The organism is Bradyrhizobium sp. LB8.2 (assembly GCF_040548035.1).
GTDB lineage: Bacteria > Pseudomonadota > Alphaproteobacteria > Rhizobiales > Xanthobacteraceae > Bradyrhizobium.
Genome location: NZ_JBEPQV010000023.1, coordinates 49,174 through 74,562 on the forward strand (window position 1 = coordinate 49,174; position 25,389 = coordinate 74,562).

At 64.6% G+C, this 25,389-nt stretch carries 29 protein-coding genes; 9 read left to right on the forward strand and 20 right to left on the reverse strand.

All coding sequences use genetic code 11. From position 1 onward, the window contains the following. Positions 1 to 3 precede the first annotated feature (3 nt). Positions 4 to 1,041 (reverse strand): ferrochelatase, encoded by a 1,038-nt coding sequence (hemH, locus tag ABIB06_RS25355; protein WP_354050730.1) that lies wholly within the window; start codon positions 1,039 to 1,041, stop codon positions 4 to 6. 83 nt (positions 1,042 to 1,124) lie between these two features. Between hemH and ABIB06_RS25360 the strand changes: the two genes are divergently transcribed. Continuing rightward, positions 1,125 to 1,523, forward strand: coding sequence for an MAPEG family protein (locus ABIB06_RS25360; RefSeq protein WP_247445097.1), 399 nt, complete (start codon positions 1,125 to 1,127; stop codon positions 1,521 to 1,523). 154 nt (positions 1,524 to 1,677) lie between these two features. Here the strand turns inward: ABIB06_RS25360 and ABIB06_RS25365 are convergent, their stop codons facing one another. Genes ABIB06_RS25365 through ABIB06_RS25375 form a run of 3 tightly spaced genes read right to left on the reverse strand, consistent with a single transcriptional unit; the run spans position 1,678 to position 5,506 of the window. Next, entirely contained in the window at positions 1,678 to 2,790 is a 1,113-nt protein-coding gene (locus ABIB06_RS25365; RefSeq protein ID WP_354050729.1) for a nickel/cobalt transporter, read from the reverse strand. Further along, positions 2,787 to 3,425, reverse strand: a complete 639-nt coding sequence (locus tag ABIB06_RS25370; RefSeq protein ID WP_354050727.1) for a DUF1007 family protein — start codon at positions 3,423 to 3,425, stop codon at positions 2,787 to 2,789. Before ABIB06_RS25370 ends, ABIB06_RS25365 begins: the two co-directional genes overlap by 4 nt. Further along, the gene (locus ABIB06_RS25375; protein WP_354050726.1) at positions 3,425 to 5,506 is read right to left on the reverse strand and encodes a M3 family metallopeptidase; all 2,082 of its coding nucleotides are present in this window, start codon (positions 5,504 to 5,506) and stop codon (positions 3,425 to 3,427) included. Before ABIB06_RS25375 ends, ABIB06_RS25370 begins: the two co-directional genes overlap by 1 nt. A gap of 138 nt (positions 5,507 to 5,644) precedes the next feature. Between ABIB06_RS25375 and ABIB06_RS25380 the strand changes: the two genes are divergently transcribed. From ABIB06_RS25380 to ABIB06_RS25400, 5 genes are all read left to right on the forward strand, one after another. Next, on the forward strand, positions 5,645 to 5,899 hold the full coding sequence (locus ABIB06_RS25380; protein ID WP_247445101.1) for a hypothetical protein: 255 nt from the start codon (positions 5,645 to 5,647) through the stop codon (positions 5,897 to 5,899). Positions 5,900 to 6,556: 657 nt separating this feature from the next. Then, positions 6,557 to 7,699: a type III PLP-dependent enzyme gene (locus tag ABIB06_RS25385; RefSeq protein ID WP_354050724.1), complete on the forward strand. Its 1,143-nt coding sequence runs from the start codon at positions 6,557 to 6,559 to the stop codon at positions 7,697 to 7,699. Between the two features lie 143 nt (positions 7,700 to 7,842). Next, positions 7,843 to 8,430, forward strand: a complete 588-nt coding sequence (locus tag ABIB06_RS25390; RefSeq protein ID WP_354050722.1) for a GNAT family N-acetyltransferase — start codon at positions 7,843 to 7,845, stop codon at positions 8,428 to 8,430. Positions 8,431 to 8,564: 134 nt separating this feature from the next. After that, positions 8,565 to 8,954, forward strand: a complete 390-nt coding sequence (locus tag ABIB06_RS25395; protein WP_354050720.1) for a RidA family protein — start codon at positions 8,565 to 8,567, stop codon at positions 8,952 to 8,954. Positions 8,955 to 9,002: 48 nt separating this feature from the next. Next, on the forward strand, positions 9,003 to 10,445 hold the full coding sequence (locus tag ABIB06_RS25400; protein WP_354050718.1) for a homospermidine synthase: 1,443 nt from the start codon (positions 9,003 to 9,005) through the stop codon (positions 10,443 to 10,445). 66 nt (positions 10,446 to 10,511) lie between these two features. Here the strand turns inward: ABIB06_RS25400 and ABIB06_RS25405 are convergent, their stop codons facing one another. The 11 genes from ABIB06_RS25405 to ABIB06_RS25455 form a co-directional block, all read right to left on the reverse strand. Beyond that, positions 10,512 to 10,853 (reverse strand): hypothetical protein, encoded by a 342-nt coding sequence (locus tag ABIB06_RS25405; RefSeq protein WP_354069328.1) that lies wholly within the window; start codon positions 10,851 to 10,853, stop codon positions 10,512 to 10,514. A gap of 101 nt (positions 10,854 to 10,954) precedes the next feature. After that, positions 10,955 to 11,671: an MgtC/SapB family protein gene (locus ABIB06_RS25410; RefSeq protein ID WP_247445107.1), complete on the reverse strand. Its 717-nt coding sequence runs from the start codon at positions 11,669 to 11,671 to the stop codon at positions 10,955 to 10,957. A gap of 30 nt (positions 11,672 to 11,701) precedes the next feature. Further along, positions 11,702 to 12,721, reverse strand: a complete 1,020-nt coding sequence (locus tag ABIB06_RS25415; RefSeq protein ID WP_354050715.1) for a WD40 repeat domain-containing protein — start codon at positions 12,719 to 12,721, stop codon at positions 11,702 to 11,704. After that, positions 12,721 to 13,767, reverse strand: a complete 1,047-nt coding sequence (locus ABIB06_RS25420) for a CobW family GTP-binding protein (protein ID WP_354050714.1) — start codon at positions 13,765 to 13,767, stop codon at positions 12,721 to 12,723. Before ABIB06_RS25420 ends, ABIB06_RS25415 begins: the two co-directional genes overlap by 1 nt. Positions 13,768 to 13,821: 54 nt before the next feature. After that, positions 13,822 to 14,685 (reverse strand): metal ABC transporter solute-binding protein, Zn/Mn family, encoded by an 864-nt coding sequence (locus ABIB06_RS25425; RefSeq protein ID WP_354050712.1) that lies wholly within the window; start codon positions 14,683 to 14,685, stop codon positions 13,822 to 13,824. Between the two features lie 5 nt (positions 14,686 to 14,690). Beyond that, the gene (locus ABIB06_RS25430) at positions 14,691 to 15,560 is read right to left on the reverse strand and encodes a metal ABC transporter permease (RefSeq protein ID WP_354050711.1); all 870 of its coding nucleotides are present in this window, start codon (positions 15,558 to 15,560) and stop codon (positions 14,691 to 14,693) included. A 6-nt stretch (positions 15,561 to 15,566) separates the two neighbouring features. Further along, positions 15,567 to 16,322, reverse strand: coding sequence for a metal ABC transporter ATP-binding protein (locus ABIB06_RS25435; protein ID WP_354050710.1), 756 nt, complete (start codon positions 16,320 to 16,322; stop codon positions 15,567 to 15,569). 2 nt (positions 16,323 to 16,324) lie between these two features. After that, the gene (locus tag ABIB06_RS25440) at positions 16,325 to 16,549 is read right to left on the reverse strand and encodes a hypothetical protein (RefSeq protein ID WP_247339603.1); all 225 of its coding nucleotides are present in this window, start codon (positions 16,547 to 16,549) and stop codon (positions 16,325 to 16,327) included. A 44-nt stretch (positions 16,550 to 16,593) separates the two neighbouring features. Then, complete coding sequence (locus ABIB06_RS25445) at positions 16,594 to 17,094, reverse strand: hypothetical protein (protein ID WP_247339602.1); 501 nt, start codon at positions 17,092 to 17,094, stop codon at positions 16,594 to 16,596. Beyond that, positions 17,091 to 17,702: a permease gene (locus tag ABIB06_RS25450; RefSeq protein ID WP_354050709.1), complete on the reverse strand. Its 612-nt coding sequence runs from the start codon at positions 17,700 to 17,702 to the stop codon at positions 17,091 to 17,093. The genes ABIB06_RS25445 and ABIB06_RS25450 overlap by 4 nt, the downstream gene beginning before the upstream one ends. 213 nt (positions 17,703 to 17,915) lie before the next feature. Then, complete coding sequence (locus ABIB06_RS25455) at positions 17,916 to 18,512, reverse strand: superoxide dismutase (RefSeq protein WP_354050708.1); 597 nt, start codon at positions 18,510 to 18,512, stop codon at positions 17,916 to 17,918. Positions 18,513 to 18,748: 236 nt separating this feature from the next. On the opposite strand from ABIB06_RS25455, the gene ABIB06_RS25460 reads away from it, so the two are divergent. The 3 genes from ABIB06_RS25460 to ABIB06_RS25470 all read left to right on the forward strand — a co-directional run bounded on the left by ABIB06_RS25460 (position 18,749) and on the right by ABIB06_RS25470 (position 21,284). Next, a complete protein-coding gene (locus tag ABIB06_RS25460; RefSeq protein ID WP_247445117.1) occupies positions 18,749 to 19,276 on the forward strand; it encodes a GNAT family N-acetyltransferase in 528 nt (175 codons plus the stop codon). Between the two features lie 82 nt (positions 19,277 to 19,358). Beyond that, positions 19,359 to 20,744, forward strand: coding sequence for an MATE family efflux transporter (locus tag ABIB06_RS25465; protein ID WP_354050707.1), 1,386 nt, complete (start codon positions 19,359 to 19,361; stop codon positions 20,742 to 20,744). Between the two features lie 105 nt (positions 20,745 to 20,849). Next, complete coding sequence (locus ABIB06_RS25470; RefSeq protein ID WP_354050706.1) at positions 20,850 to 21,284, forward strand: DUF2147 domain-containing protein; 435 nt, start codon at positions 20,850 to 20,852, stop codon at positions 21,282 to 21,284. Here ABIB06_RS25470 and ABIB06_RS25475 read toward each other — a convergent pair. The 5 genes from ABIB06_RS25475 to ABIB06_RS25495 form a co-directional block, all read right to left on the reverse strand. Beyond that, complete coding sequence (locus tag ABIB06_RS25475; RefSeq protein ID WP_247445120.1) at positions 21,281 to 22,432, reverse strand: DUF3095 domain-containing protein; 1,152 nt, start codon at positions 22,430 to 22,432, stop codon at positions 21,281 to 21,283. The two genes, ABIB06_RS25470 and ABIB06_RS25475, sit on opposite strands and share 4 nt — an antisense overlap. Positions 22,433 to 22,638: 206 nt before the next feature. After that, positions 22,639 to 22,848, reverse strand: a complete 210-nt coding sequence (locus ABIB06_RS25480; RefSeq protein WP_247445121.1) for a hypothetical protein — start codon at positions 22,846 to 22,848, stop codon at positions 22,639 to 22,641. A 126-nt stretch (positions 22,849 to 22,974) separates the two neighbouring features. Then, positions 22,975 to 23,697, reverse strand: coding sequence for an SDR family NAD(P)-dependent oxidoreductase (locus ABIB06_RS25485; protein WP_354050705.1), 723 nt, complete (start codon positions 23,695 to 23,697; stop codon positions 22,975 to 22,977). Continuing rightward, positions 23,690 to 25,072, reverse strand: a complete 1,383-nt coding sequence (locus ABIB06_RS25490) for a class I adenylate-forming enzyme family protein (protein WP_354050704.1) — start codon at positions 25,070 to 25,072, stop codon at positions 23,690 to 23,692. The genes ABIB06_RS25485 and ABIB06_RS25490 overlap by 8 nt, the downstream gene beginning before the upstream one ends. After that, entirely contained in the window at positions 25,059 to 25,304 is a 246-nt protein-coding gene (locus ABIB06_RS25495) for an acyl carrier protein (protein WP_015688794.1), read from the reverse strand. Before ABIB06_RS25495 ends, ABIB06_RS25490 begins: the two co-directional genes overlap by 14 nt. Positions 25,305 to 25,389 lie beyond the last annotated feature (85 nt).

Consider the following 25,389-nt stretch of genomic DNA (forward strand, 5'->3'; position numbering starts at 1 on the left):
ACCTCAGATCCAGCCCTGAAGCTCGCGCAGCACCAGCGTCCGGATCACATCCATGCCGGGATCGCTGTCGTTGAGGCAGGGGATCGCGGAAAACTGCTCGCCGCCATTGTGCTTGAAGATCTCGGCATTCTCCTGCGCGATCTCCTCCAGCGTCTCCAGACAGTCGGCGGAAAAGCCGGGCGTCACGACCGCGATCCGGCGCACGCCCTCTTTCGCCAGACGCTCCATGGTCTTGTCGGTGTAGGGCTGGAGCCACTCGTCGAATCCGAAGCGCGACTGGAAGGTCAGCAGCAGTTTCGTCTCGTCCATGCCGAGCCGGCGTCGCAGCGCCTCCGTCGTGGCCACGCATTGGCCCTGATAAGGATCGCCCTTGTCCACGTAGGCCTTCGGCATGCCGTGGAATGAGGCGACGATCAGCTCCGGCTTGAACGGCAGGCTCGCCAGATGCGTCTCGATCGAGGTGGCGAGCGCCTCGATATAGGCTTCGTCCTCATAGTAAGGCGGTGTCACCCGCAGCGTCGGCTGCGCGCGCAGCCGCGCAAGCACGCGAAACACCTCGTCGCAGACGGTGGCCGATGTCGCGGCGGAATATTGCGGATAGAGGGGCACGGTGAGGATACGTTCACAGCCCTTCGCGATCAGCGCGTCGATGCCCGACTTGATCGAGGGATTGCCGTAGCGCATTGCCCAATCCACCACGACGTGATCGCGATCCGCCAATGCGGCCGCGAGCTTGTCGCTCTGCGAGCGCGTAATGGTCTTTAGCGGCGACTCGTTCTTCTCGGTGTTCCAGATCTTGAGATAGTCGCGCGCCTTGGCGCGGGGTCGGGTGCGCAGGATGATGCCGTTCAGCACGAACTGCCAAATCAAGCCCTGATCCTCGATGACGCGGGCGTCCGAAAGGAACTCTTTGAGATAGACCCTCACACCCGGCGCATCGGCCGTATCAGGCGTGCCGAGATTGACCAGCAGCACGCCGACGCGCGGCAGACCGGACCGGACGGCCTGCTTCGCGGCTGCGATGGGGGCAATTGTCGTCATGTATCGTTGGGTCGCGCGTTGCTCCGAACTTGTCAAGATGAGGCCTGTTTCGCTAGGGTCGCACTCGAGCGGGGAGAGGAAAGATGACGCTCGCGGAATGGTGCGTCTTTGGAGCATTGCTGCTCTATCTGTTAACGATCGGCTCGATCAAATGGATCAGATTTCGCGGCTTCGACAATTCGCGGCCGCGCGATCCCGCCTTCTATCAAGACGCCATCGCGCAGCGCGCGCTCGGCGCGCACCAGAACGGCATCGAGACTTTTCCGTTCTTCGCCTTCGCGGTGCTGCTCGCCGAATACAGGGATTCGCCGCAGCGCCTGATCGACGAGCTCGCGGCGCTGTTCCTGATCGTACGGATCGCCTATGTGCTGACCTATCTCGGCAACCGCCCGACGCTGCGCTCGATCCTCTGGAGCATCGGCTTTGCGATCAATCTCGGGATCTTCTTCATGCCGGTGTTGAAGCGGTTTCTGCCGGTGTGACGCGCCGTGTCCCGGACGCGGTGCTGCGCGCTTGCGCTGCTCCGCAGAGCCGGGACCCAGAAGGCCACCCGCTACCCTATGGAGACATGGGCCCCGACTCTGCAGCGCACCGTCGAAGGGACGCTGCGCTGCGTCCGGGGCACGAGAGTCTTGCTCAGAAACACGTCGTCCGTTCGGCCGCGATGTAACCCAACAACAGACCCGCGCCGAACAGCAGCACGAGGCCGGCGGCGGCGAATTCGATGCCGCGCATGAACAGCGCGCCACCGCCGTCGCGCCCGGCGCTGAGGCGGGCGGCGATGTCCTTGGCGGAGACGGCGACCACCGCGATGGCGGCGACCGTGATCGCGGTGCCGAGCCCCATCAGCAAGGTCGCGGCGATGCCCGCCCAGAACAGACCCTGGGCCAGCGCGAACACCAGCACCAGGATCGCGCCCGAACAGGGACGGATGCCGACGGTCAGGATCGCGCCGAAGCCGCGTCCCCAGCCACCGGGGCCGGCGAGCTCGCTCGGCGTGGGACCGTGGGAATGGCCGCAATGCTCGTCATGGACGTGGTCATGCTCGTGGTGATGATGGGCGTGCGCGTGGTCGTGACTGTGATCATGGGGTCGGTGATCATGCGCGTCGTGATGATGGTGGCCGTGATCATGGTGGTCATGCGGCACGCCCGCGATCGCCGGCACTGACTGAACTGCCTGGAGGGCACGGATGAAAGTGCGGCCCTTGACCCAGACCAGGCGCAGGCCGAACAGCGCGATCAGGGCATAGCTTGCGATCTCGATCGCGCCTTCCGCCTTGCACATGGTCTTGGCGGTCGCATTCAGCACCCAGGCCGAGACGCCGACGATCAGGATTGCCACCAGCGACTGCATCAGCGCCGAGGCAAATGACAGCACGATGCCGCGCCGGGCGGTCTCACGATTGGCGACGAGATAGGAGGCGATCACCGCCTTGCCGTGGCCGGGACCGGCCGCGTGGAAGATGCCATAGGCGAACGAGATGAAGAGCAACGTCCACACCGCCGAGCCGTCGGTCTTCGCGGCGCGGATGGTCGCCGACATCTGGCGATAGAATTCCGACTGTTTTGCCAGGAGCCAGCCGATCAGGCCGCTGGCCTCGGGCTCGGCGGCAGGTGCCGGACGCGGCGCGCCGAACGGGTTTTGCGCGAGGAGATCGTGGAGCGCGGCATCGACCACGCTTACGACCAGCACAACGGCGGCGCAGGCGAGCAGCCCGCGGGCGAGCGGGGAGAGTTGCGGCTTCAAGGGCAATCCACCGTGATCTTGTTGGCGAACATCATGCCGAAATTCGAGTTCTCGCCGTTCATGAAGGTCTGCTCGTTGAGCTTCTGGGCGGTGGCGGAGCCGTCACTGGGCCGATCAAGCTTCATCTGGCAACCGGCGGGCGCGCCGACCAGCTTGACCGGATTGTCCTTGGCCATCTGGAAGTCGATGAAGAAGGAGCGGTCGAACACTTCGAGCACCAATTGCTTGGGCTTGACCGGATTCTTCAGCGGCAGCGTGAAGTGCAGGGTCAGGACCGTATCCTTGTAGTCGAGGAAGTAGTCGACCGGCTCCTGGAATCGCTCCTTCTTGCCGTCGGCTCGCGCAAAGGTGAAGTAGGCATATTCCTTCAGCGATTCGACATTGGTCTGCGCCAGCGGCCCGAGCTCCTCGCGCGTATAGGCGCCCTTGGTTTTGCTCTCGAGCCCTTGCACCGCATAGGCCGAGAACATGTCGTCAAACGTCCAGGCGTGGCGGACGCCGGTGATGGTGCCGTCCTCAGCGTAGAGCAGCTCGCTCGTCGCCGTAATCCAGACATGCGGATGCGCGCTCGCCGTTCCTGCCGCAAGCGACAGGGCGACGGCGAGCAACAGTCCGAACAGGGCACGCATGCCCATCAGGCGACCTTTGCGTCGTCGAGCAGACCGCGGCGGCGCAGCAGCGCGTCCGGCTCCGGCGGGCGGCCGCGGAAGGCCTCATAGGCAACTTCAGGATCGACCGATCCACCCGAGGAGTAGATGTCGTCGTGCAGGCGCTTGGCGACCTCAGGATCGAAGATGTTGCCGGCTTCCTCGAAAGCACCGAAGGCGTCGGCGTCCATTACCTCCGACCACATGTAGCTGTAATAGCCCGCGGCATAATGATCGCCGGTGAAGATGTGACCGAACTGGGTCGGCCGGTGGCGCAGCGAGATCTCCTCGGGCATGCCGATCTTCTCCAGCTCCTTCTTTTCGAAGGCGCGGACATCCTGCGCGGCGGAGGCCGGCTGGGTGTGGAATTCGAGATCGACCAGCGCCGAGGAGACGAACTCGACCGTGGCAAAGCCCTGGTTGAATTTTCGCGCGGCAAGGAACCGTTGCAGCAGATCGTCCGGCAGCGGCTCGCCGGTTTGGTAGTGGCGGGCGAATTGCTGCAGCACCTCGGGCCGCTCCTGCCAGTGCTCGTAGAGCTGCGACGGCAGTTCGACGAAGTCGGTGAACACGGAGGTGCCCGACAGTGAGGGATAGGTCACGTTGGAGAGCATGCCGTGCAGGGCGTGGCCGAACTCGTGGAACAGCGTGCGGGCATCGTCGGGCGACAGCAGCGAGGGTTCCCCGCCTGCGCCCTTGGAGAAGTTGCAGATGTTGAGGATCAGCGGCGCGACCTCGCCGTCGAGCTTCTGCTGATCGCGCAGCGAGGTCATCCAGGCGCCGGAGCGTTTCGACGTCCGGGCGAAATAGTCGCCATAGAATAGCGCCTTGTGCTTGCCGTCCTTGCCCCTCACCTCCCAGACCCGGACATCCGGGTGCCAGACCGGAACGTCCTTGCGCTCGGCGAAGGTGATGCCGAACAGGCGCGTGGCGCAGTCGAAGGCGGCGGCGATCATGTGGTCGAGCGCGAGATACGGCTTGATCGCAGCGTCGTCGAAATTGGCCCGCTGAAGCCGCAGCTTTTCGGCGTAGAAGCGCCAATCCCAGGAGGCGAGCTTGAAATTTCCGCCCTCTTCCGTGATCAGCGCCTGCATGTCGTCGCGGTCGGCAAGCGCGCGCGCCCTGGCCGGCTTCCAGACCCGCTCCAGAAGGCCCCGCACCGCTTCCGGCGTCTTGGCCATGGAATCCTCGAGCCGGTAGGCTGCGAAGGTCGGATAGCCCAGCAGATTGGCGCTTTCCTCGCGCAGCTTCAGGACCTCGACGATGGTCGCGTTGTTATCGTTGGAATTGCCGTTGTCGCCCCGTGCGGTGAAAGCCTTGTAGACCTTCTCGCGCAGGTCACGTCGGGCAGAGCTCTTCAGGAACTGTTCGACCGAGGAGCGCGACAGGGTGACGATGGCCTTGCCGGCCATGCCACGTTCGTCTGCCGCAGCCTCGGCGCTGGCGACAAAACTCTCCGGCAGGCCCTGGCGGTCGGCCTCGCCGAGCTCCATGAACCACTCCTGCTCGTCGCCGAGCAGATGATGGCTGAAGCTGGTGCCGAGTTGGGCGAGCCTCTCGTTGATCTCCGCCATCCGCGTCTTGGCCTCTTCGGAGAGGCCAGCGCCCGAGCGGTGGAAGCGGGTGTAGGTGCGCTCGAGCAGGCGGAGCTGTTCCGGTGTCAGACCGAGATTGGCGCGGTTCTCGTGCAGATGGGCGATGCGGCCAAACAGCACGGCGTTCATCATGATCGGATTCCAGTGCCGCGCCATCCGCAAGGAAACCTCCTTGTCGATCTCCAGGATGGCCGGGTTGGAATGCGCCGAGACGAGGTCGTAGAAGACGGAAGCGACCTTGTTGAGCAGTTTGCCCGAGCGCTCCAGCGCCGTGACGGTGTTGGCGAAGTCGGCTGCGGCCGGATCATTGGTGATCGCCGCGATCTCCGCGGAGTGATCGGCGAAGGCCTGCTCGAAGGCCGGGAGGAAGTGCTCCGGCTTGACCTCGTCGAAAGGCGGGGTCGCAAACGGCGTCACCCAGGCCTTCAGCAGCGGGTTGGTCTCGGAGTCCGTAGTTTGGCGGGGTTCTGACATCACACGTCCCGATTTTCGAGCCTGAATTGTTGCGGCCAGCTATAGCACGCGATGGGGCTTTTTTGGGCCATTTGCCCTTGCTCCCGGCCGCCTTTTCGAGGAGATTGCGGCCCTCCAAGCCTAGGGACCCCTGAGCTCATGAACGCGCCTTCCTCGTCTTCCCGTCGGATCGTCTGGCCGAGCGTCATCACTGTCATCAGCGCCGCCATCCTGATCGGCGCCGAGGTGTTCGGCGCGGCGTTTGCCGGCGGATGGGCGCTCGCGATCCTGTTCGGGCTCGGCGACCAGGGCGCACACATCCTTCAGGCCGCGCTGTTCGCGCTCGGCGTGCTCGTGATGACCGCCTTCATCCGCGCGGCTCAGCGCGTCGAGCCCTTCACGAAGCGCAGCTGACGCTTCTCACGCGCGCGAGGGGGCACGCGCGCGCAGAAAACTTAACGCGCGTTCATCTTTCGCGTCGCTCGCGCAACACTGCGCAAGCAGATGTTAGGCAAATCTGTTCTCAGCCTAAAAAATCTCTTGCGAACCAGAGTCAAAACACCTATTTGCGGATTGCCCAATTTCGCACGTGCCTGTGGTCGTGTGTCAGTCGGTAGGTATCCGGACAAGAGGCCGGACAGCCGCCAAGGGGTGAAGAAGCCGAGGGGCTCTTCGGAAGTGCGGAGGTCGCGAGGCCTGAGCAAACCCGGAGCGTCCAGCATCTCTCTCAAAGAGATGCCTTGTCGAAGGTGACTTCACTTTTTGCAACCGTGACTGGCAGCCGGAGGCGAACCGGCGCACCCCGCTCTCAACGGGGGACGCGACTTAAAGCAACGACGGATCGGGCTTTTTTGGTCTCTACCGGCATTCCAACGCCGGCGCGGGCTACTGAAAAGGCTTGTCCTTCATTGCCAGGTGTGCGGGCGGGAACATTCCCGACCAATCCACGGCAGCACAGTCTGATGTGAGTCTTTGGCTCGTCGCGCCTCCATCGCGCGATCTGGCCGGAGCGCTCTTATCCGACGTCATTTTTTGAACGGATCCCGTCGCTGGGCCGTTTGGGAGAGTGCTATGACCGATCGTATCCAGGAATTCCTGCGCAACCGCCGCAAGGATGGCCTCGACACCGAGCCGTGCCTCGTCGTCGACCTCGAAGTCGTGCGCGACAATTACCAGACCTTTGCCAAGGCGCTGCCCGACAGCCGCGTGTTCTATGCCGTCAAGGCCAACCCGGCGTCGGAAGTGCTGGCTTTGCTCGCCTCCATGGGCTCCTGCTTCGACACCGCGACGGTCGCCGAGATCGAGATGGCGCTGGCCGCCGGTGCGACGCCCGACCGCATCTCCTTCGGCAACACGATCAAGAAGGAGCGCGACATCGCGCGCGCCTTCGCGCTCGGCATTCGGCTGTTCGCGGTTGATTGCGTCGCCGAGGTCGAGAAGGTCGGCCGTGCCGCGCCCGGCGCGAAAGTGTTCTGCCGCATCCTCTATGACTGCGCCGGCGCCGAATGGCCGCTGTCGCGCAAGTTCGGCTGCGACCCGGAGATGGCCGTCGACGTGCTCGACGTCGCCAAGCGTCTGGGCCTGGAGCCGTGCGGCATCTCCTTCCATGTCGGCTCGCAGCAGCGCAAGGTGAAGGCGTGGGACCGTGCGCTGGCGATGGCCTCGCAGGTGTTCCGCGACTGCGCCGAGCGCGGCATCAACCTGACCATGGTCAACATGGGCGGCGGTTTCCCGACCAAGTACCTGAAGGACGTGCCGCCGGTGGTCACCTACGGCCGCTCGATCTTCCGCGCGCTGCGCAAGCACTTCGGCAACCAGATTCCGGAGACCATCATCGAGCCGGGCCGCGGCATGGTGGGCAACGCCGGCATCATCGAATCCGAGGTCGTGCTCATCTCGAAGAAGAGCGACGAGGACGAGGTGCGCTGGGTCTATCTCGACATCGGCAAGTTCGGCGGTCTCGCCGAGACCATGGACGAGTCGATTCGCTACGCCATCCGCACCCCGCATGACGGTGCGGACATGACGCCGTGCGTGCTCGCTGGGCCAACCTGCGACAGCGCCGACGTGCTGTACGAGAAGAACCCGTATCCGCTTCCCGTCACGCTCGAGATCGGCGACAAGCTGCTGATCGAAGGCACCGGGGCCTATACGTCGACCTACTCGGCGGTGGCGTTCAACGGCATCCCGCCGCTGAAGACCTACCACATCTGATTTGCCACATCTGATCCGCCTCTGATCTGAGGCCTGACGAACCCGGGAGCCGGCTTGCCGGCTCCCTCCCTGACATTTCGATCTGACGACGTCTTGGATAGGCGTGCTTTTCGCACGTCGTTTCAAGCGGGGACTGACGCGCCATGACTGCTCATCGGAAGACACAGGTTGACCTCTCTTCGAAAGCCGCTCCGTTCGCGATCCGCAGCGAGCGTGCTGCCGACGTTGCGATGCGTGAAGCGCTGCTGGATGCCAGCTTTGGCGAGAACCGCCATGGCCGCACCTGCCAGCGCCTGCGCGACGGACGCGCACCAGCCGCGGGGCTTGCCCTGTCGGCAGTGCGCGGAGGGACGCTCGTGGGAACCGTGCGGCTGTGGCACGTCAGCGCTGGAGGCAGGCCCGCTCTGGTCCTCGGACCGCTGGCGGTGGACCCTGCCTGCCGCGAGCTCGGGATCGGCGCCGCGCTGATGCATCAAGCGCTGGCCGCCGCCCGGGCGCGCGGGCATGCCGCTGTGATCCTGCTCGGCGATGCCCCTTATTACGCCCGCTTCGGCTTCTCACCCGCGAAGACTGGCGAGCTGTCGCTGCCCGGCCCGTTCGAGCGCGACCGCCTGCTGGCGATCGAATTCACGACGGGCGCGCTGGACGGCGCTGCCGGGATGATCGTCCCGACCCGCGCGGCCTTGCCCAAACGCCGGGCGGCTCGCGCTCTCCAGGCGCACGCGGCTTAAGGGATTGCCGTCTTCGACGACCCAAGCCGCGGTCGTGCCCACGCCCGCGCTGACGCCTGTCCCTTTGGGGTTGCGCGGGCCCGAGAAACGCCCTTTAACCCGCGGAAACGCCCCTTTCAGTCGAGGCTGAACCGATGTCCCGTCGCCTGATTTCCACCGGCTCCCCGTTCGAGAAGACCGCCGGCTACAGCCGCGCCGTGATCGACGGCGAGTTCGCCTTCGTCGCGGGAACCACCGGGTATGACTACACCACGATGACAATGCCGCCCGATGTCACCAGCCAGTCACGCAACTGCTTCAAGACCATCGAAGCGGCCCTGAAGGAGGGCGGATTCGAGATGGCCGACATCGTCCGCGCGATTTACTACATCACCGACATCAAGGATGCAGACGCACACTTCGCCGTCTGCGGCGAAGTCCTCGGCGATATTCGCCCGGCCGCAACGCTTCTCGTCGTCTCGGCACTCTACAAGCCCGAGATGAAGGTCGAGATCGAAGTGACCGCGAAGCGCCGCGGCGCCTGATCCATCCCTCACCCGTTGTCTGCCAGTACTTTCCGGAGAAACCATCCCATGAGCCTCGCCTCGCAGATCTACGCGAAGATTACCGGTCCTATCGTCATGGTCGGCTTCGGCTCCATCGGCAAAGGCACGTTGCCGATGATCGAGCGGCATCTCGATTATGACAAGTCGCGCATCACCGTGATCGATCCCAAGGACGAGGGCCGCAAGGCACATTGCGAGAAGCACAATGTAAAATTCATCCAGCAGGGCGTGACCAAGGACAATTATCGCGACCTGCTGACCCCGCTCCTCACTGAAGGCGGCGGCCAGGGCTTTTGCGTCAATCTCTCGGTCGATACCGGCTCCACCGACATCATGGAGCTCTGCAACGAACTTGGCGCTCTTTATATCGACACCGTCAACGAGCCCTGGCTCGGCTTCTATTTCGATTCGTCGAAGGGCCCGGAAGCGCGCTCCAACTACGCCCTTCGCGAAGCGACGCTGGCCGCCAAGAAGGCGCGCCGCGCGGGCTCGACGACGGCCGTCTCCTGCTGTGGCGCCAATCCCGGCATGGTCTCCTTTTTCGTCAAGCAGGCGCTGCTCAACGTCGCCGCTGATCTGAAGCTCAATGCTCCCAAGCCGAAGACCAAAGCCGAATGGGCGGATCTGATGCGGCAGGCTGGCATCAAGGGCATCCACATCGCCGAACGCGACACCCAGCGCTCCAAGACGCCGAAGGAGCCGGACGTCTTCGTCAACACCTGGTCGGTGGAAGGTTTCCTGTCGGAAGGCGTGCAGCCGTCCGAGCTCGGCTGGGGCACCCATGAAAAATGGATGCCCGAGAACGCGCACACTCACGAAGCCGGCTGCGGCGCCGCCATCTATCTGATGCAGCCCGGCGCCAACACGCGCGTGCGCACCTGGTGCCCCACCCGCGGCGCGCAGTACGGCTTCCTCGTCACCCACAACGAGTCGATCTCGATCTCCGATTACTTCACGGTGCGTGACGGATCGGGCACAGCAATCTATCGGCCGACCTGCCACTACGCCTATCATCCGGCTGACGACGCCGTGCTGTCGCTGCATGAAATGTTCGGCCGCGCAGCGAAGATGCAGGAAAAGCACCACATCCTCGATGAGAACGAAATCGTCGACGGCATCGACGAACTCGGCGTGCTGCTGTTCGGCCATGACAACAATGCCTACTGGTACGGCTCGCAGCTCTCCATCGAAGAGACCCGCAAGCTTGCGCCGTATCAGAACGCCACCGGCCTGCAAGTGACCTCCGCCGTGCTCGGCGGCATGGTGTGGGCGCTGGAAAACCCGAACGAAGGCATCGTCGAAGCCGACGAGATGGATTTCGATCGTCTGCTGGAGATCCAGATTCCGTATCTCGGCCCGGTAAAGGGTTTCTACACCGACTGGACGCCGCTGACGGATCGTCCGGGACTATTTCCGGAGGACATCGATACGAGCGATCCCTGGCAGTTCCGGAATGTTCTGGTGCGGTGACAACCCAGCCGTCATGGCCAGGCTTGTCCGGACAAGCGCGGCCATGACGCTGCAACTACGAATTCGCTATTTCTCTTTGATCGGCGGCGCGATCTTCTCGGCAGGTGCCGGCGGCAACGCTGGCTTAGCCGCGCCCGCCGCGCCTTGCGTCTGCGGATCGGGGCGCGCGGGCTCCGGGGCCGGCGTGGTCGGCCGATTACCGCCGGGCCTGGCTTCCGCAGGCTTGTTCTGATCGTCCGACGGCGCGCCCTGGAGTGGCTGCGTCGCCTGCGCCGTCTGCATCTGCATGCGGATCTCGGCGCGGATTTGCGCCAGCGACATGCCTGACACCACGACGCCTGCTGCGAACAGCGAGCACGCGATGATCAGGTCGAACTTCAGTCTGCGCTTGTCACTATTGCCGGTCATATTGATCACCGCAGTTGTCCGCGGTATCAACGAACTTGCCCCACCCCGGTTCCGCTGCCGGAAAGGCGGGAACCTGCCGCCCCTGAGCCAAAACGCCGCGCTTACTCCGTGGTGCTGACTTCCCACGTGGCATGCCGCACGCCGGGCAAGTGCTGGAGATCGGTCGCCGCCGTGTTCAGTTCGTTAGGATCGACCGCTGTCGCGACCAGCTTTGCGACGATCTCCAGAATGTCGTCGCCGATCTCGACCACGTGGACGTCGGCTACCGGATATTTTGCGGCCTCGAGTTTCTCGACCAGGCGGTCGCGCATGTCGGGCAAGACGTCGGCCGCGACCGCGAGCTTGAAGTAGTAGGTCGCCTCGGAGGCCTTCTCGTTCAGCGGGATGCGGTTGATGGCGTTGACCAGCGGGCGCAGCATGGTGTTGCCGGCGATCACGAACACCGTCAGCGCCGCGGCCTGCGCAACCATGTCGGCGCCAGCGCAGGAGCCGACCGCGGCCGAAGCCCACAGCGTCGCCGCGGTATTGAGCCCGCGCACATCCATCCCCTGCTTCATGATGACGCCGGCGCCGAGGAAGCCGATGCCGGAGACGACGTAGGAGATCACCCGCACCGCACCGTCAGCGCCGGTCAGGTGCATCGCGAGATCGACGAAGGCGGCGGCGCCGACCGCGACCAGCACATTGGTGCGCAGGCCCGCGGTGCGCTGGCGATACTGCCGCTCGGCACCGATCAATGTGCCCAGCACGAAAGCCGTGAACAGGCTGACCAGCGTGTCGGCAAAGTCTGCAATCTGGAAGGTCGTTAGAAACCGCATGGCCCCATCTACGGTCAGAACGATAACAGCTTAAAGCTCCAGAAGCCCGCCGTCCCCATTTTCATCCGCGAACGCCAGCTGAGTCCCCTTGGCGTTCCAGGCGAGCGCAGCCATGGGCGGGGTGCCATTGCGGCGAACCAGGATTTCCGCGCCGTCCTCCAGCCGCACCATCAGCACGGTGCCGTCGCTGTAGCCGGCGGCGAAGATGTCGTTCTTGGGGTGACAGGCAACCACCGACACGCGCGCCTGCAACGGCGCGAGCATCGCGGGCTCCTTGCCCATCGGCCCGTCCTTGCTGGCGAACGGCCACAGGATCACGGTGTCCGCACCCGAGGTCGCCAGCGCCTTGCCGCCCGCGCTCCACGACATCGAGCGGACGCGTCCGGGATAGCCGGTCATGCGCATGTGCCTGTTGTCGGCAAGCCGCCAGCCATGCAGCGCCGACTCGTGCATCGTGGTGACCAGAAATTTGTTGTCCGGGCTGAAGGTGACGCCGAGATGCGAACCGGCCCAGGGCAGGAATTCGGCCGACGCCGCCATGTTGGGAAACCACAGCGTCGCGCCGTTGTAATGGGCGATCGCGAGCCGCAGGCCTTTCGGCGCGAACGCAAGCCCGCCGACGGTCGAGGGCACCTCGATCGACTTCTCTTCTTGCTTGCCACTCTTGACGAAAGCCGTCTTGCCGGCCGACCAGGCGTAGGCGCCGTCCGGATGCAGCGCCACCGCATCGATCCAGCGCCGCTTCGGGTCGGTCGCAAGCAGCGTCACCGCGCCCTTGGCGTCGAGCGACACAACCTTGCCGTCGTCGCCGCCCATCACGAGACGCTTGCCGTCGGAAGCGGTCGAGAGAATGCCGCCGCTGTGCACGGCGACCGTGCTGATCTCGCCCTGGCCATCCACGAACGCGACGTTCTCCTCGCCGCCGACGAAGGCGGCGCGGTCGCCAAGGAAATGGGCCGCGGTCACGCCCATGCCGAGCGCAACCGGCTTGACGCGGTCGGTGACGGAGACGATCGAGGCGGAATCGGGGGCCGGCGTGAACTCTTTCATCACGAGACGATGCAGCTCTCAAAACCCTGGCGAATGAGATCTTGGGGCAATTCGCGGCCGATGAAGACGAGGCGGCTCTCGCGCGGCTCGCCGTCCTTCCACTTCCGCTGGTGGTTGCCCTCCAGCATCATGTGGACGCCCTGAAAGACGTAGCGGTCGTCATCGTCATGGAAAGCGAGGATGCCCTTGGAGCGCAGGATCTTGCCACCCTCCACCTGCACCAGGTTCTGGAGCCAGGGCATGAACATGTTCGGGTCAAGCGGCTTGTCGGTCTTGAGCGAGAGCGACTGCATGTCCTCGTCGTGATAATGCTTCAGGCCGTGGCCGTGATCATGGTGGTGATGGTCATGCCCGTGATGATCATGGTCATGGTCATGGTCATGGTCATCGGCCTTCAGGAAATCCGGCTCGATGTCGAGGATGCGGTCGAGGTCGAACGCACCGCGATCAAGCACGTCGGCCAAAGCTACCGAGCAGCGCTCGGTGCGATGGAGCTTCGCATAGGGGTTGATGCCGCGGATGCGGGCCTCGACCTCGGCAAGCTCGGGCTTGGTGACGAGGTCGGTTTTGTTCAGCACGATGACGTCGGCGAAGGCGATCTGGTTCTTGGCCTCGGGCGCGTCCTTCAGACGGTCGGACAGCCATTTGGCGTCCGCAACCGTCACGACCGCATCGAGCCGCGCGTTCTTCTGCACGTCCTCGTCGACGAAGAAGGTCTGGGCGACCGGGGCCGGATCGGCAAGGCCGGTGGTCTCGACGATGATGGCGTCGAACTTGCCCTTGCGCTTCATCAACCCGTCCAGGATGCGCACGAGGTCGCCGCGCACGGTGCAGCAGATGCAGCCGTTGTTCATCTCGAACACTTCCTCATCGGCGCCGATGATGAGGTCGTTGTCGATACCGATCTCGCCGAATTCGTTGACGATGACCGCGTATTTCTTGCCGTGGTTTTCCGACAGGATGCGGTTCAAAAGCGTGGTTTTGCCGGCACCGAGATAGCCGGTCAGGACGGTCACGGGAATTTTCTGGGAGGTCGCTTCAGACATAACAACTCCGGACTTCGGGCTTTACGCGCGACGCGAGGCGGGGTGGCCCCTGCCCTAGTGGTCAAGCGCGCTGGTCAGGGCCTTTATATTGTGCCTGACCATATCAATGTAAGTGGGTCCAGGCCCCTTTTCGCCGGTCAAACCGTCCGAAATCAGGGTCCCGCCGACTTTTGAGCCGGTCTCCGCCGCGATCCTCCGGATCAGCCGGTCGTCGCTGATATTTTCCAGGAACACGGCCGGGATTTTTTGGGCCTTGATCTGGCTGATGATGGTAGCGATGTCCCGCGCACTGGGCTCGGTTTCCGTGGAGACGCCCAGGGGCGCGATGAACTGGACGCCGTATTCGGCGGCGAAATAGCCGAAGGCGTCATGGGTCGAAATCACCTTGCGCCGCTCCGGCGGGATTTTTGCCACGGCCTCGCGGATCTCGCGGTCGAGCATTTCGAGCTTTTCCAGATAGGCCTTTGTCTGGGCGCGGAAGAACTCCGCATCGTCGGGATCGGCCGCGGCCAGCGCATCGGCGATGCCGGTGACGTAGATTTTGGCGTTGGGGACGGACTGCCAGCCATGCGGATCCGCGGCCGAGCCGAGCTTCAGCGGCGCGATGCCGGCGCTTGCGGTGACCACCTGCGCCTTGGCCCCGGAGGATTGCACCAGGCGCGGCAGCCAGCCCTCGAGGCCAAGCCCGTTGACGATGACCAGTTTTGCGTCCGCGATCCGTTTCGCATCGCTGGGGGCCGGCGTGTAGACGTGCACGTCGCTGTCGGCCCCGACCAGAGTCGTCAGATTGATACGGTCGCCGCCGACATTGCGAACGAAATCGCCCAGGATCGAGAAGCTCGCGACGACATTGAGCCGCTCCGCGGCGTGCAACGGCGAGGCGATCAGCAGCAACGCAAAGAGCAGAAGGAAGCGCATCGCTGTCACGCTTCCAGATGCCGGCCGGGAAACATCTGCCTGACAACACCGCCGACGCGGCCGAACAGGACGGAGACCATGTAGAGCGCGCTCGCCACCAGAATGACCGCAGGGCCCGACGGCACGCGGGTCTGAAACGACAGCACGAGGCCAGCATAGCCGGAGACGGCGGCAGCGACGACCGCGATGCAGATCATCACCGTGAGATCACGCGACCAGAACCGCGCGATGCCGGCCGGCAGGATCATCAGGCCGACCGCCAGCAGGGTACCGAGCGCCTGAAAGCCATTGACGAGATTGATGACGACGAGCGCGAGGAAGGCGAGATGCGCAGGTCCGCCGGCACGACTGACAGTGCGCAGAAATAGCGGATCGACGCTCTCGATCACCAGCGGCCGGTAGATCACCGCGAGCACCAACAACGTCACTGTGGCGTTGAAGGCGACGACCAGCAGCGTCTGGTCATCCATCGCGAGGATGTTGCCGAACAGCACGTGCAGCAGGTCGATATTGGTGCCCTTGATCGAGACGATGGTCACGCCCAGCGCCAGCGAGGCCAGATAGAAGGTCGCGAGCGAGGCATCCTCCTTCAGCCCGGTCGAGCGCGCGACGAGGCCTGCGAGGATCGCGACGGCAAATCCTGCAATCAAGCCACCGGCCGTCATCGCGAACAGGTTGAGACCTGACAGCAGGAAGCCGACCGCCGCGCCCGGCAGGATCGCATGCGCCATGGCGTCGCCGACGAGACTCATCCGCCGCAGCATCAGGAACACGCCGATCGGCGCACCCGCGAACGACAGCGCGATGACGGCGGCAAGCGCGCGCCGCATGAACTCGAATTCGGTGAACGGGCCGATCAGCGCGTCATAGATCATCGGATATCAAGCCGCCCGCGAGCGGGCATCATCGGCCGAACAGGCGGCGGCGCTGTCGTCGAAGGCTTCGCACATGCGCATCGCGACGATCAGGTTTTCGGGCGTCAGAACCTCCGCCGTCGGTCCCCACGCCACGGGGCCGCGCGCCAGCACCAGCGTCTCGCTGAAATGGTTACGCACCATCTCCATGTCGTGCAGCGCGGCGAGCACGGTGCGGCCCTCGCCGTGCCAGTGCTTCACCAGCGCCAGCAGATCGACCGTGGTCTTGCTGTCGATGGCGTTGAAGGGCTCGTCCAGCACGATCAGCCGCGCGTCCTGGAGCAGCACACGCGCGAACAGCACGCGCTGCATCTGGCCGCCCGAGAGTGTGCCGATCGGGCGGTTTTCGAAACCGTTGAGGCCAACGGAAGCGATCGCGCGGAGGATCTTTTCACGCGCGGCCTTGCCGATGCCGCCGAACAGGCCGGTCCCACGCCACAGTCCGGTGCCGACGAAGTCCAGCACCGAGATCGGGAAGCTGCGGTCGATCTCCGCGCTCTGCGGCAGATAGGCGATATCGCGGGAGTCGAGCCCGCCGAGATGGATGCTGCCGTCGAGCGGCTTGAGAATACCGACGATACCGCGCAGCAGCGTCGACTTGCCGGCGCCGTTCGGGCCGATCACGGCCAGTACCGCGCCCGGCGCGACCTCACCATTGAGGTGGTGCACGGCCGGATGCCGGTCATAACCGAGCGTGACATTGTGGAAATGCAGTCCCGCCATGGTCACCTCATCGCCAGCCACACGATGCCCCACAGCACCGCGCAGACGGCAAGCGCGGCGGCGAGGCGGCTGGCCATGGTCATGCGCAGGATCGACCAGTGCGCCGCCTGGGCCGGATGCGGCACTGCTGCGTCATGGACATGGGCGTGTGTATGGTCATGCCCATGGGAAGGGGCATGGTCATGGGCGTGGCCGTGAGGCTGGGTGTGGGACGCGGCGGGAACCATCCGAGAACGTTATATTATAACATTACCCCTGTCCACGCCCCGGCTCAGGGCTTGCCGATCACCATCGCGATGGCGGCGGCCACGAAGGGGAACGGCACCGAAACCGCGCAGCGGAACCAGACGAAACGGGCCGGCATGAACGGGATTTCCCACAAGATCACGCGCTGGAAGGCGAACAGCGCCCAGGCGACGACATAGGCGACCACCTGCGGGACGCCGCCGCCCGACTTCAGCGCCACCGTACCGATGGAGAACCCTATCACCGGGCCGCCGGGCGTCGCGGCCCCGGCGACTACGGCGGTTGCGACCCCGAGCCAGCCGCTATCGGGGCCGAGCCAGCCGCTGATCACCTCCTGCGGGATGATGGCGGCGATGTAGCCGGAGCCGATCACCCCGAGCGCGATTCGCGGCACGATGTTGATGAAGTCCATGGAGCCTTCGCGCAGCGAGGCCTTGAACACCGGAGGCCCGCGGCGGAAGGCGATCAGGCCGACGCCGAAGACCGAGCCCCACAGCAGCATATCGATGAGAAGCGCCGCGCTCATGTCTCGTCGTCCTTCATGGCCGGCTTCGGATAGAGCCGGACATAGACAAAGCGGCCGAGCGCGCCGGCGAGCACCGGCAGCGGCAGCGAGATGATGATGCGCCACAGCGTGAAGTCGGTGCCCATGATCGGGATTTCCCAGGCCACCGCCCGGCCATAGCCGATCAAGGTCCAACTCACGACCATGGCGATGACGGCACCGAAATCGGCGCCGACGGCGAGCAGCGCGCTCGCCACCGGATAGGCGGTGAAGGGACCGCCGGGCAGGATCGCGCCGAAGGCAGCGCCGATCAGAAGGCCCTTCAGGCCGGATTTCGGCCCGAGTGAGCGCGAGACCTTTTCGTGCGGCAGGATTTCCGAGATGAACGCGCCGAGCAGGCAGCCGGCCAGCACGCGCGGCAGGATGCCGCCGAACAGCGAGAGATCGTGGGTGAGAATTTCGAGAACGCCGTCGGTGCCGTCACGCCGCCAGACCAGCGCCGCGCTCACCGTCACCAGCACCGCGATCATGATTGTCGACCAGCCGATCGGCTTGCGCACGCGGCCCGGCCGCGGCTCGGACTCCACGTCGTCGGCGGGCGGCGGGTCTTTCTGGGAAGGTTCTGACAACGGGCTCGTTCAGCTCGAGGGTGATGCCCGCCCTGATTAAGGGCGCCGTCCTCGCGATGCAAACAGTACGGCGGCGGGAGCGTTGCGCGCCCTGCGCTGGGCCATGCGAGGCGCAGACGAATCCCGTAAAGCAAAAAGGCGGCCGCCTATGCGACCGCCTTTTCGATTCCGTCATTCCGGAGCGGCAAAGCCGAACCCGGAATGCGTGAAGCCTCAGGCCTTGTCGAACAGGGACTCGACGTATTCCCAGTTCACGAGGTTCTCGACGAACGCCTTGAGATAATCCGGACGACGGTTGCGATAGTCGATGTAGTAGGAGTGCTCCCAGACGTCCACGCCGAGGATCGGGGTGGCGCCGTGCACCAGCGGATTCTCGCCGTTCGGGGTCTTGGCGATCTCCAGCTTGCCGTTCTTGACCTGGAGCCAGGCCCAGCCGGAGCCGAACTGACCGACGCCCGCCGCCTGAAAGTCCGTCTTGAACTTCTCGAAGCCGCCGAGGTCCTCGTTGATCTTCTTCTCGAGCTTGCCCGGCAGCTTGGTACCGCCGCCATTGGGCTTCATCCAGCTCCAGAAGTGGAGGTGGTTGTAATGCTGGCCGGCATTGTTGAACACTGCGGGGTTCTTGCCGAACGAGCCCTTGACGATCTCCTCAAGGGACTTGTCTTCCCATTCGGTGCCCTTGAGCGCGTTGTTACCGTTGGTGACGTAGGCCTGATGATGCTTGTCGTGGTGGAATTCGAGCGTTTCCTTCGACATGAATTGCCCGAGGGCGTCATAGGCGTAAGGGAGTGGGGGCAGCGTAAAGGTCATGGGTTGTTGTCCGCGACTGATGGGGGAACGAGACTTAACGGTCAACCTTATAGAAGGTTCCTTTGCCGTTAAATACCGCGAATTTGCCAAAACGGGTGATGCAGACGCTTGGCCCGATTGCATAAAATCGTCGCAAGGATCTGGGGCGTTTCAACCGGGCCTTAAAATGTCATTGCCTTTGAGGTGCTTATGGCAGAACGAACGCACTGACAGGGCGGAGATGCAAAGAGAGAGCCATGAGCATCGAGATCGACATTTTGAACGGCGACGCCTCGTGGTCGATGGCGGAGCCGCTGCACAACGCGGTCTGGCCGCGCCACGCCGTCGAGAAGCAGCCCTGGGCTCACGTCAAATGGGCCAATGCCGACCTGCGCGTGCTGATCGAGACGCCCGAGGATGGTCTCGTCTGCCATGTCGGCATCTACTTCCGGACAGTCAGCTGGAACGGGCAGAAGGTTCACGTCGGCGGCATCGGCGGTGTCTGCACCCGCGAGGACCGCCGCGGCCGCGGCTATGCGACCGTGGCGATCGACGCCGCGGTGCACACCATGCGCGCCAACGAGGCGGTCCGCTTCGCGCTGCTGTTCTGCGAGCCGCATAATTTTGCGTTCTACGAGGCTCGCAAATGGAGGCCCTTCACCGGCGAGGTCTATTGCGAGCAGCCGGAGGGACGGATCCGGTTCACCCACATGGCGCCCTACGTCTTCGACATCGTCAGCGCGCCGACCCTGGGCACCATCGACCTATGCGGCCTGCCGTGGTGAGCCCTGCGTGACGGCAGGTTGGTGCCGGCGCCGCACGTCCTATAATATGTCGAACATCATCTAATATTCCGCGCGGTAACACATGACGATCGACGCCTCCATAGACGCCGTGCCGTCGCGTGCCCCGGTCGCCTCCTCAATCACCAGTCTTTTGACGGCACCGATCCTGCCGACGCTGCTGCAGCTCGCGATTCCCAACATGATCGCGATGGTCGGCAGCACGCTGGTTGCGATCGCCGAGACCTCCTATATCGGCCGGCTCGGCACCATTCCTCTGGCCGCCATCGCGCTGGTGTTTCCGTTCGCGATGCTGACGCAGATGATGAGCGCGGGCGCGATGGGCGGCGGCGTCTCGTCCGCGATCAGCCGTGCGCTCGGCGCGGGAGATCGCGACCGCGCCGCGACGCTGGCGCTGCATGCCGCCATCATCGGCATCTGCGGCGGGCTGTTCTTTACGGTAATGATGCTCGCCTTCGGCCGCTCATTCTTCATGCTGCTCGGTGGGCGCGAGCGCGTGCTCGAGGAAGCCAGCGGCTATTCGCAAATGCTGTTCTCAGGCGCGGTCGCGATCTGGCTCGTCAACACGCTGGCCTCGGTGATCCGTGGCACCGGAGACATGCGCCTGCCCTCGATGACCCTGATCGGGGCGAGCGTGCTCCAGATCGCGCTCGGCGGCACGCTCGGGCTCGGCCTGTTCGGCGCGCCACAATTCGGCATGCCCGGCGTTGCCGCCGGCCAGCTGGTCGCATTCAGCTGCGCCGCGATCTTCTTGCTCTGGTATCTCCTGTCCGGGCGCAGCCGGCTGCCGCTGAAGGTCCGCGCCTTCCATTTCGAGCGCGCAATGTTCTTCGACATTCTCAAGATCGGGGCGGTGGCTTGTCTGTCGCCGCTCCAGACCGTGTTCACCATTTTGATCTTCACGAGGATTCTCGCTACCTTCGGCACCGAGGTGCTCGCCGGCTACGGCATCGGCTCGCGCCTGGAATTTCTGCTGATCCCGATCACCTTCGCCTTCGGCATCGCCTCGGTCCCGATGGTCGGCTTGGCGATCGGCGCGGGGCAGTTGAAACGCGCGCGGCGCGTGGCCTGGACCGCGGCTGCGGCCTCGGGAATCACAGTCGGCCTGATCGGCCTCGTCATCGCGCTCGAGCCGTCGCTGTGGGTCGCGCTGTTCACGAGGGATCCCGGCGTTACCGCCGCGGCGCACAGCTACTTCCACTGGGCCGGCCCGGCCTTCGTGTTCTTCGGTATCGGCGTGTCGCTGTATTTCTCCTCGCAAGGCGCGGCGCGCGTCGGCGGTCCCGTGCTCGCCTCCACCGCGCGACTTCTGATCGTCGCGATCGGCGGCGTTGGCCTCATGATGGCGCAGGCGCCGGCCTGGACCCTGTTCGCGCTGATCGGCGGCGCCATGGTCGTGTTCGGGCTTTCGACCGCGGCCTCGGTCGCCTTCGTGCGCTGGGACAAATGAGCGCAGGTGAATAAGCGCAGGCAAGTAAGCGCAGGAATGTGATTCCATCCAGCGTTGCACTATCCCGTCAGGCTGCTATGGAGGCGCTCCACTTCGGGGCTCTCCATGACTTCCAGATTCGCTGCTCTCATCGTCCTCCTGGCTGCGCTACTTGGCGCGACTGCCGCCCGTGCGCAGAGCGCCGACGGGACTTGGCAGACCCAGGCCGGCGACGCCCGCGTCAAGATCAGCAAATGCGGCGGCGGCATCTGCGGCAATGTCGTCTGGCTGCGTGAACCCCACGACACCGCGACCGGCCAGCCCGCCACCGACAACAAGAATCCCAATCCCGCCCTCGCCAGGCGCCCGATGATCGGCTTGCCATTGTTCAACGGCATGCAGCCTTCAGGGCCGAACAAATGGTCCGGCCAGATCTACAATGCCGATGACGGCGGCACCTATGCCAGCAGCGTCAGCGTGACATCAGCGGATTCGCTGCGCGTCGAAGGCTGCGTTGGCGCGCTCTGCGGCGGCGAAACCTGGACGCGCGCGGGGCGTTAGCTCGCTCCCGCGATCATCGCCTTCAGCGCCGTGGCCGCCGAGGCGTAGCCGCCCCGCGCGCCGTCGATGAAATGGACGTGATCGCTGCGCAGCGCCGACGGCGTGAAGCAGGTCATCATCGCGGCGTCCTGCTGATAGAGACCATAGCGCACGATGCCGTCGCGCGCGGCCGCGGCGAGACGATTGCTGAGGGCGCGTTCGAGTTCCGGCGTACAGTCCAGGATCATGCGCAGGCCATCGTCATATTTGCGGAAGTCGGAGTTCTCCACGACTTGACGTGTATAGCGCTTCGGTACAAAGCCGCCGACGTTGAGATCAAAGCGCATGATCAGATAGACGAACAGCGTGTAGGCCAGCACGCTGGCGCGGCGTGCGAGCAGCGGACCTCCGCGCTTGGTGCGCGCCTCATAGTCAAGCCCCTGCGGCGGCCATGTCAGCGGCGGCCCTTGCGGCGGCACGGGCCGACCGGCATCCGGACTGCGCTCGACGAGCTGGATGACATCCTCGATCACTTTGCGGAAGGCTCGCGGATCGGCGCCCTGGGTCGGTATCACCAGCACCGACAAAATCAGCCCGCGCGCAGCCGGAATCACCTCGAACCGGCAGGACAGGCCGGAGAGATCGGGCTGCGTGCCCGCGGGCGCTTCGGGTATTGCAAAGTCGCCGCGCTTCATCGCGGCGTCGGCCCAGGCAAGCCCGCCGCCCGAGAACATCGCATAGGACAAATTGGCCGACGGACCGAAGCGCGCGACGCGCACGTCGAGGCCCTGCGCTCGGATGGCACTCACCGGCACCAGCGCGACGCGCATCCCCAAATCGAGATCTTCCCGCACCCAGGTTGCGGTCGCAGCCAGAGCCCCGCGGGCCGGCTCGAGATCGTGAGGCGCGACCGCGAAGCTCGCGCCGTCGCCGCCGAACACGAACGGGAATTCGCGTCCCTCCAATGCGTTTGTCACCGCCGCGATCACGGCGGCGCCGGCCATGTTCACCGCCTTGTAGCGCTGCGCCGCGATCGCCTTGGTGGAATCCACGATGTCAGCAACGCCGACACTCCAATCGTCCGGCAGCGGCGAATACAATGCAGGGTCCATCAGGCTGGTGAAGCCGCGAAAGACGGGAATGCTGCCGTAGAAGGAAGCGGCTGACATTGCGGTTGCCGGTCAAGTTTCGAATGAGGGAAGATACGCGGCGGGATCGCTTCGGGTTCGCCGGTCGGCTCGCCCGAAGGTCGCACCATCATTGGTCGAAACGACCTCAACGACAAGGTGCCGGTTCATTTCAGCACAAGACAATCGCGCCATCGGCTGATGCAGCGCCAGCCCGACGGCAGAGTTCTTCCGATGGACGATCTCCGCTAGTGCAGCTTCTCGTCCTCACGCTTGCGCAAGGCTTCGAGCGATGCGTCGTGGCAGCCGACCAGGCGCACGAACTGCTGCGGATACATTTCATAACCGTGACTGCCGGAATTCTGCTGCGTCATCGGCGGGCAATGAACATCGTCCGGCTTGGCGCGAGATGGCTCGGTCCGGTCGGGATTTGAAGCGGTCATGTTTGGCGTGGTCACGGACTGCTCCCCGTCAATTGGGGCAGATCGATTGACATAACCCAATCGATTGCGGGGCATCTTACGACTAAATCCGGATTGATGTCATTGCGCCGGATCAACGCAATTATGGCGACCGGGTTCCGCTTACGCCGTATTCCCCGCGTCGATCGTAAACACGGTGCCGGTGACGTTGCGGCCGCCCTCACCGAGCAGATATTCCACCATGCGCGCGACGTCATCCATCTCCGGCAAGCGACGCAGCGCGCTACGGCCGGCGATGCGCTTGCGCCCTTCGTCGGAAAGATTGTGCGTGAGCTCGGTATCGATGAAACCGGGCGCGATCGCGTTCACGGTGATGCCGAGCTTGCCAACCTCGCGCGCGAGCGAGCGGGTGAAGCCGGTCGCGGCGGCCTTGGTCGCACCATAGACCGAGAGACCGTTATAGCCTGTCGTCGCAATGATCGATGAGATGTTGACGATGCGGCCCACACCATCGGCCATCATCTGCCGCGCGACATATTTGGTGAGGATGATCGGCGACAGCACGTTGAGCTGCACCAGCGCCTCGATCTCGGAATTGTGCATGGTCGCGAGCAGGCCTTCGGTGCCGAGCCCGGCATTGTTGACGAGGCCGTAGATCGGGCCGAATTCGTCGCGCACGAGCTTTGCATAGGCCGGGATCGCGTCGATTACGGCGAGGTCGCAGGCACGGAAATGCAGGCGCCCCTCCGACCCGGTGATCGCGGCCTTGAGCTCGTCGTTCTCGCGCCGCGCCGCCGCGATCACGTTGTAGCCGGCATCAACAAGCCGCTTGCCGATCGCAAGGCCGATACCGCGGCTACCGCCGGTGACGAGAACATTATGCATCGGTGCGCGCCAGTTTGCCGGCCGGGGTGACGTCGAGCGCCTCGACGAAGCGGATCACCGCCGGCACCTTATGGGACGCGAGCTGCGCGCGGCACAGATTCAGGATCTGGTCGCGGATCTCTTTCGCGCGCGCCGGATCGGTGCCGTCGGCAAGGATCAAATCGGCGACGACGATGCCGCCGGTGATCGGGCTCTTGCGCGACTTCGCCCGCGACATACGCACGTCGGGATGACGGTTGATCACCGCCTCGATCTCTTCAGGGTGAACCTTCAGCCCACCGATATTGATGATGCCGCCGCGGCGGCCGACGAAATAGTAGCGGTCGCCGCGGAATTCGACGATATCGCCGCTGTCGACAAATCCGTCGTCATCGGTGAGCGCAGCCGCATTGCGGCCGATATAGGCATGCGCCGTGCGCGTCGAGCGGATGCGGAGCGAGCCGTCGACGACCTTCATCTCGACACCGTTGCGGCTGCCGAGATAGTCGGCCGGGAAGCCTTCCAGCCCGTCATTGACGGCGAAGCCGACGCCGGCCTCGGTCGAGGCATAGGCGTGGCCGACGGATGAATTCGGGAACGCCGTCTTCAGGCCGTCCAGCACCGCCTGGTCGGCGATCTCGCCAGAGAGGCGGACGTAGCGCGGTGCAAACTGAGCGGCCGAGCCGCTCATCAACAGCTTGCGCCAGTGCGAGGGCGTGCCTGAGATATGGGAGACGCCGCGCGCCTTCAGCCGCGTGACGTGATCGCCGAGCACCTCATGCGGATCGGACAGCACCAACGAGCCGCCGGAGAGAACGGCGCGGAGGAAGATTTGCAGGCCGCCATAGCGGCGGATGTCGTAGAACGTTGCCCACACCGGCGCGGGCCCCTTCGCGGAGCCTTCGGCGACGATCGCCCCGGTGAGTGCCTCCAACGTATGGCCTACAATCTTCGGCACGCCCGACGTGCCCGACGTGAGCATCAGCCATTCCGTGGCGCGTTCGGTCCTGGCCGGGGCGGTGACCTGAAGCGGCAATTGCGCGGTGACGACCAGCGGCACGCCGGTATCGGCCCAGCGATCAGGCTCGTCGGTGACGACGGCATCGATCCCGGCATCCGCGATCAGCGCATCGAGATGCGCTGGGTTGAGATCGGGCGGGCACAGCAGCATGCGACGGGCGATACCGTCGAGCTCGATCATGGCAAGGCCCGACCGGAGCTGATCGGACAATTTCAGCAGCACTGCGCGGCCGGACAATTCGCGCAGGGGACCACCCAGGACCGTCTGCGACAAAATATCCGTCAGCGACACGACATCGTGCGCGTCCGACAGCGTGCGGCCCGTCAGCTCCGCGCCGAGATGGTCGCGGAGCGCAAAGATCTCACGCGGGGACATTTTCGTAGGCCCGCACAAAATCGCCCACGGTGGCGGGGAACGCTGCGTCCTCGGAGATGGTGAAGGGGTCGACGCCGGTCTCGTCCTCGAGGCGCGCCACCAGGATGGCGAAGGCGAGCGAGTCGAAGCCCGTCTCGTGCAGGGACAGATCGTCCGAGAGCGCGGGAAGCGTGACGTGCTGCTCCTTGGCGATCTGCTGGATCGCTTCAATGACTTTAGACCGTACCGACATGGCTGGCTCGCTTCTGTTGTCGTTCGTATTGCGGCGGCTCTTGATGACCGCCTCCCATGCCCGTTTGTTTACCCGACAGAAGTAA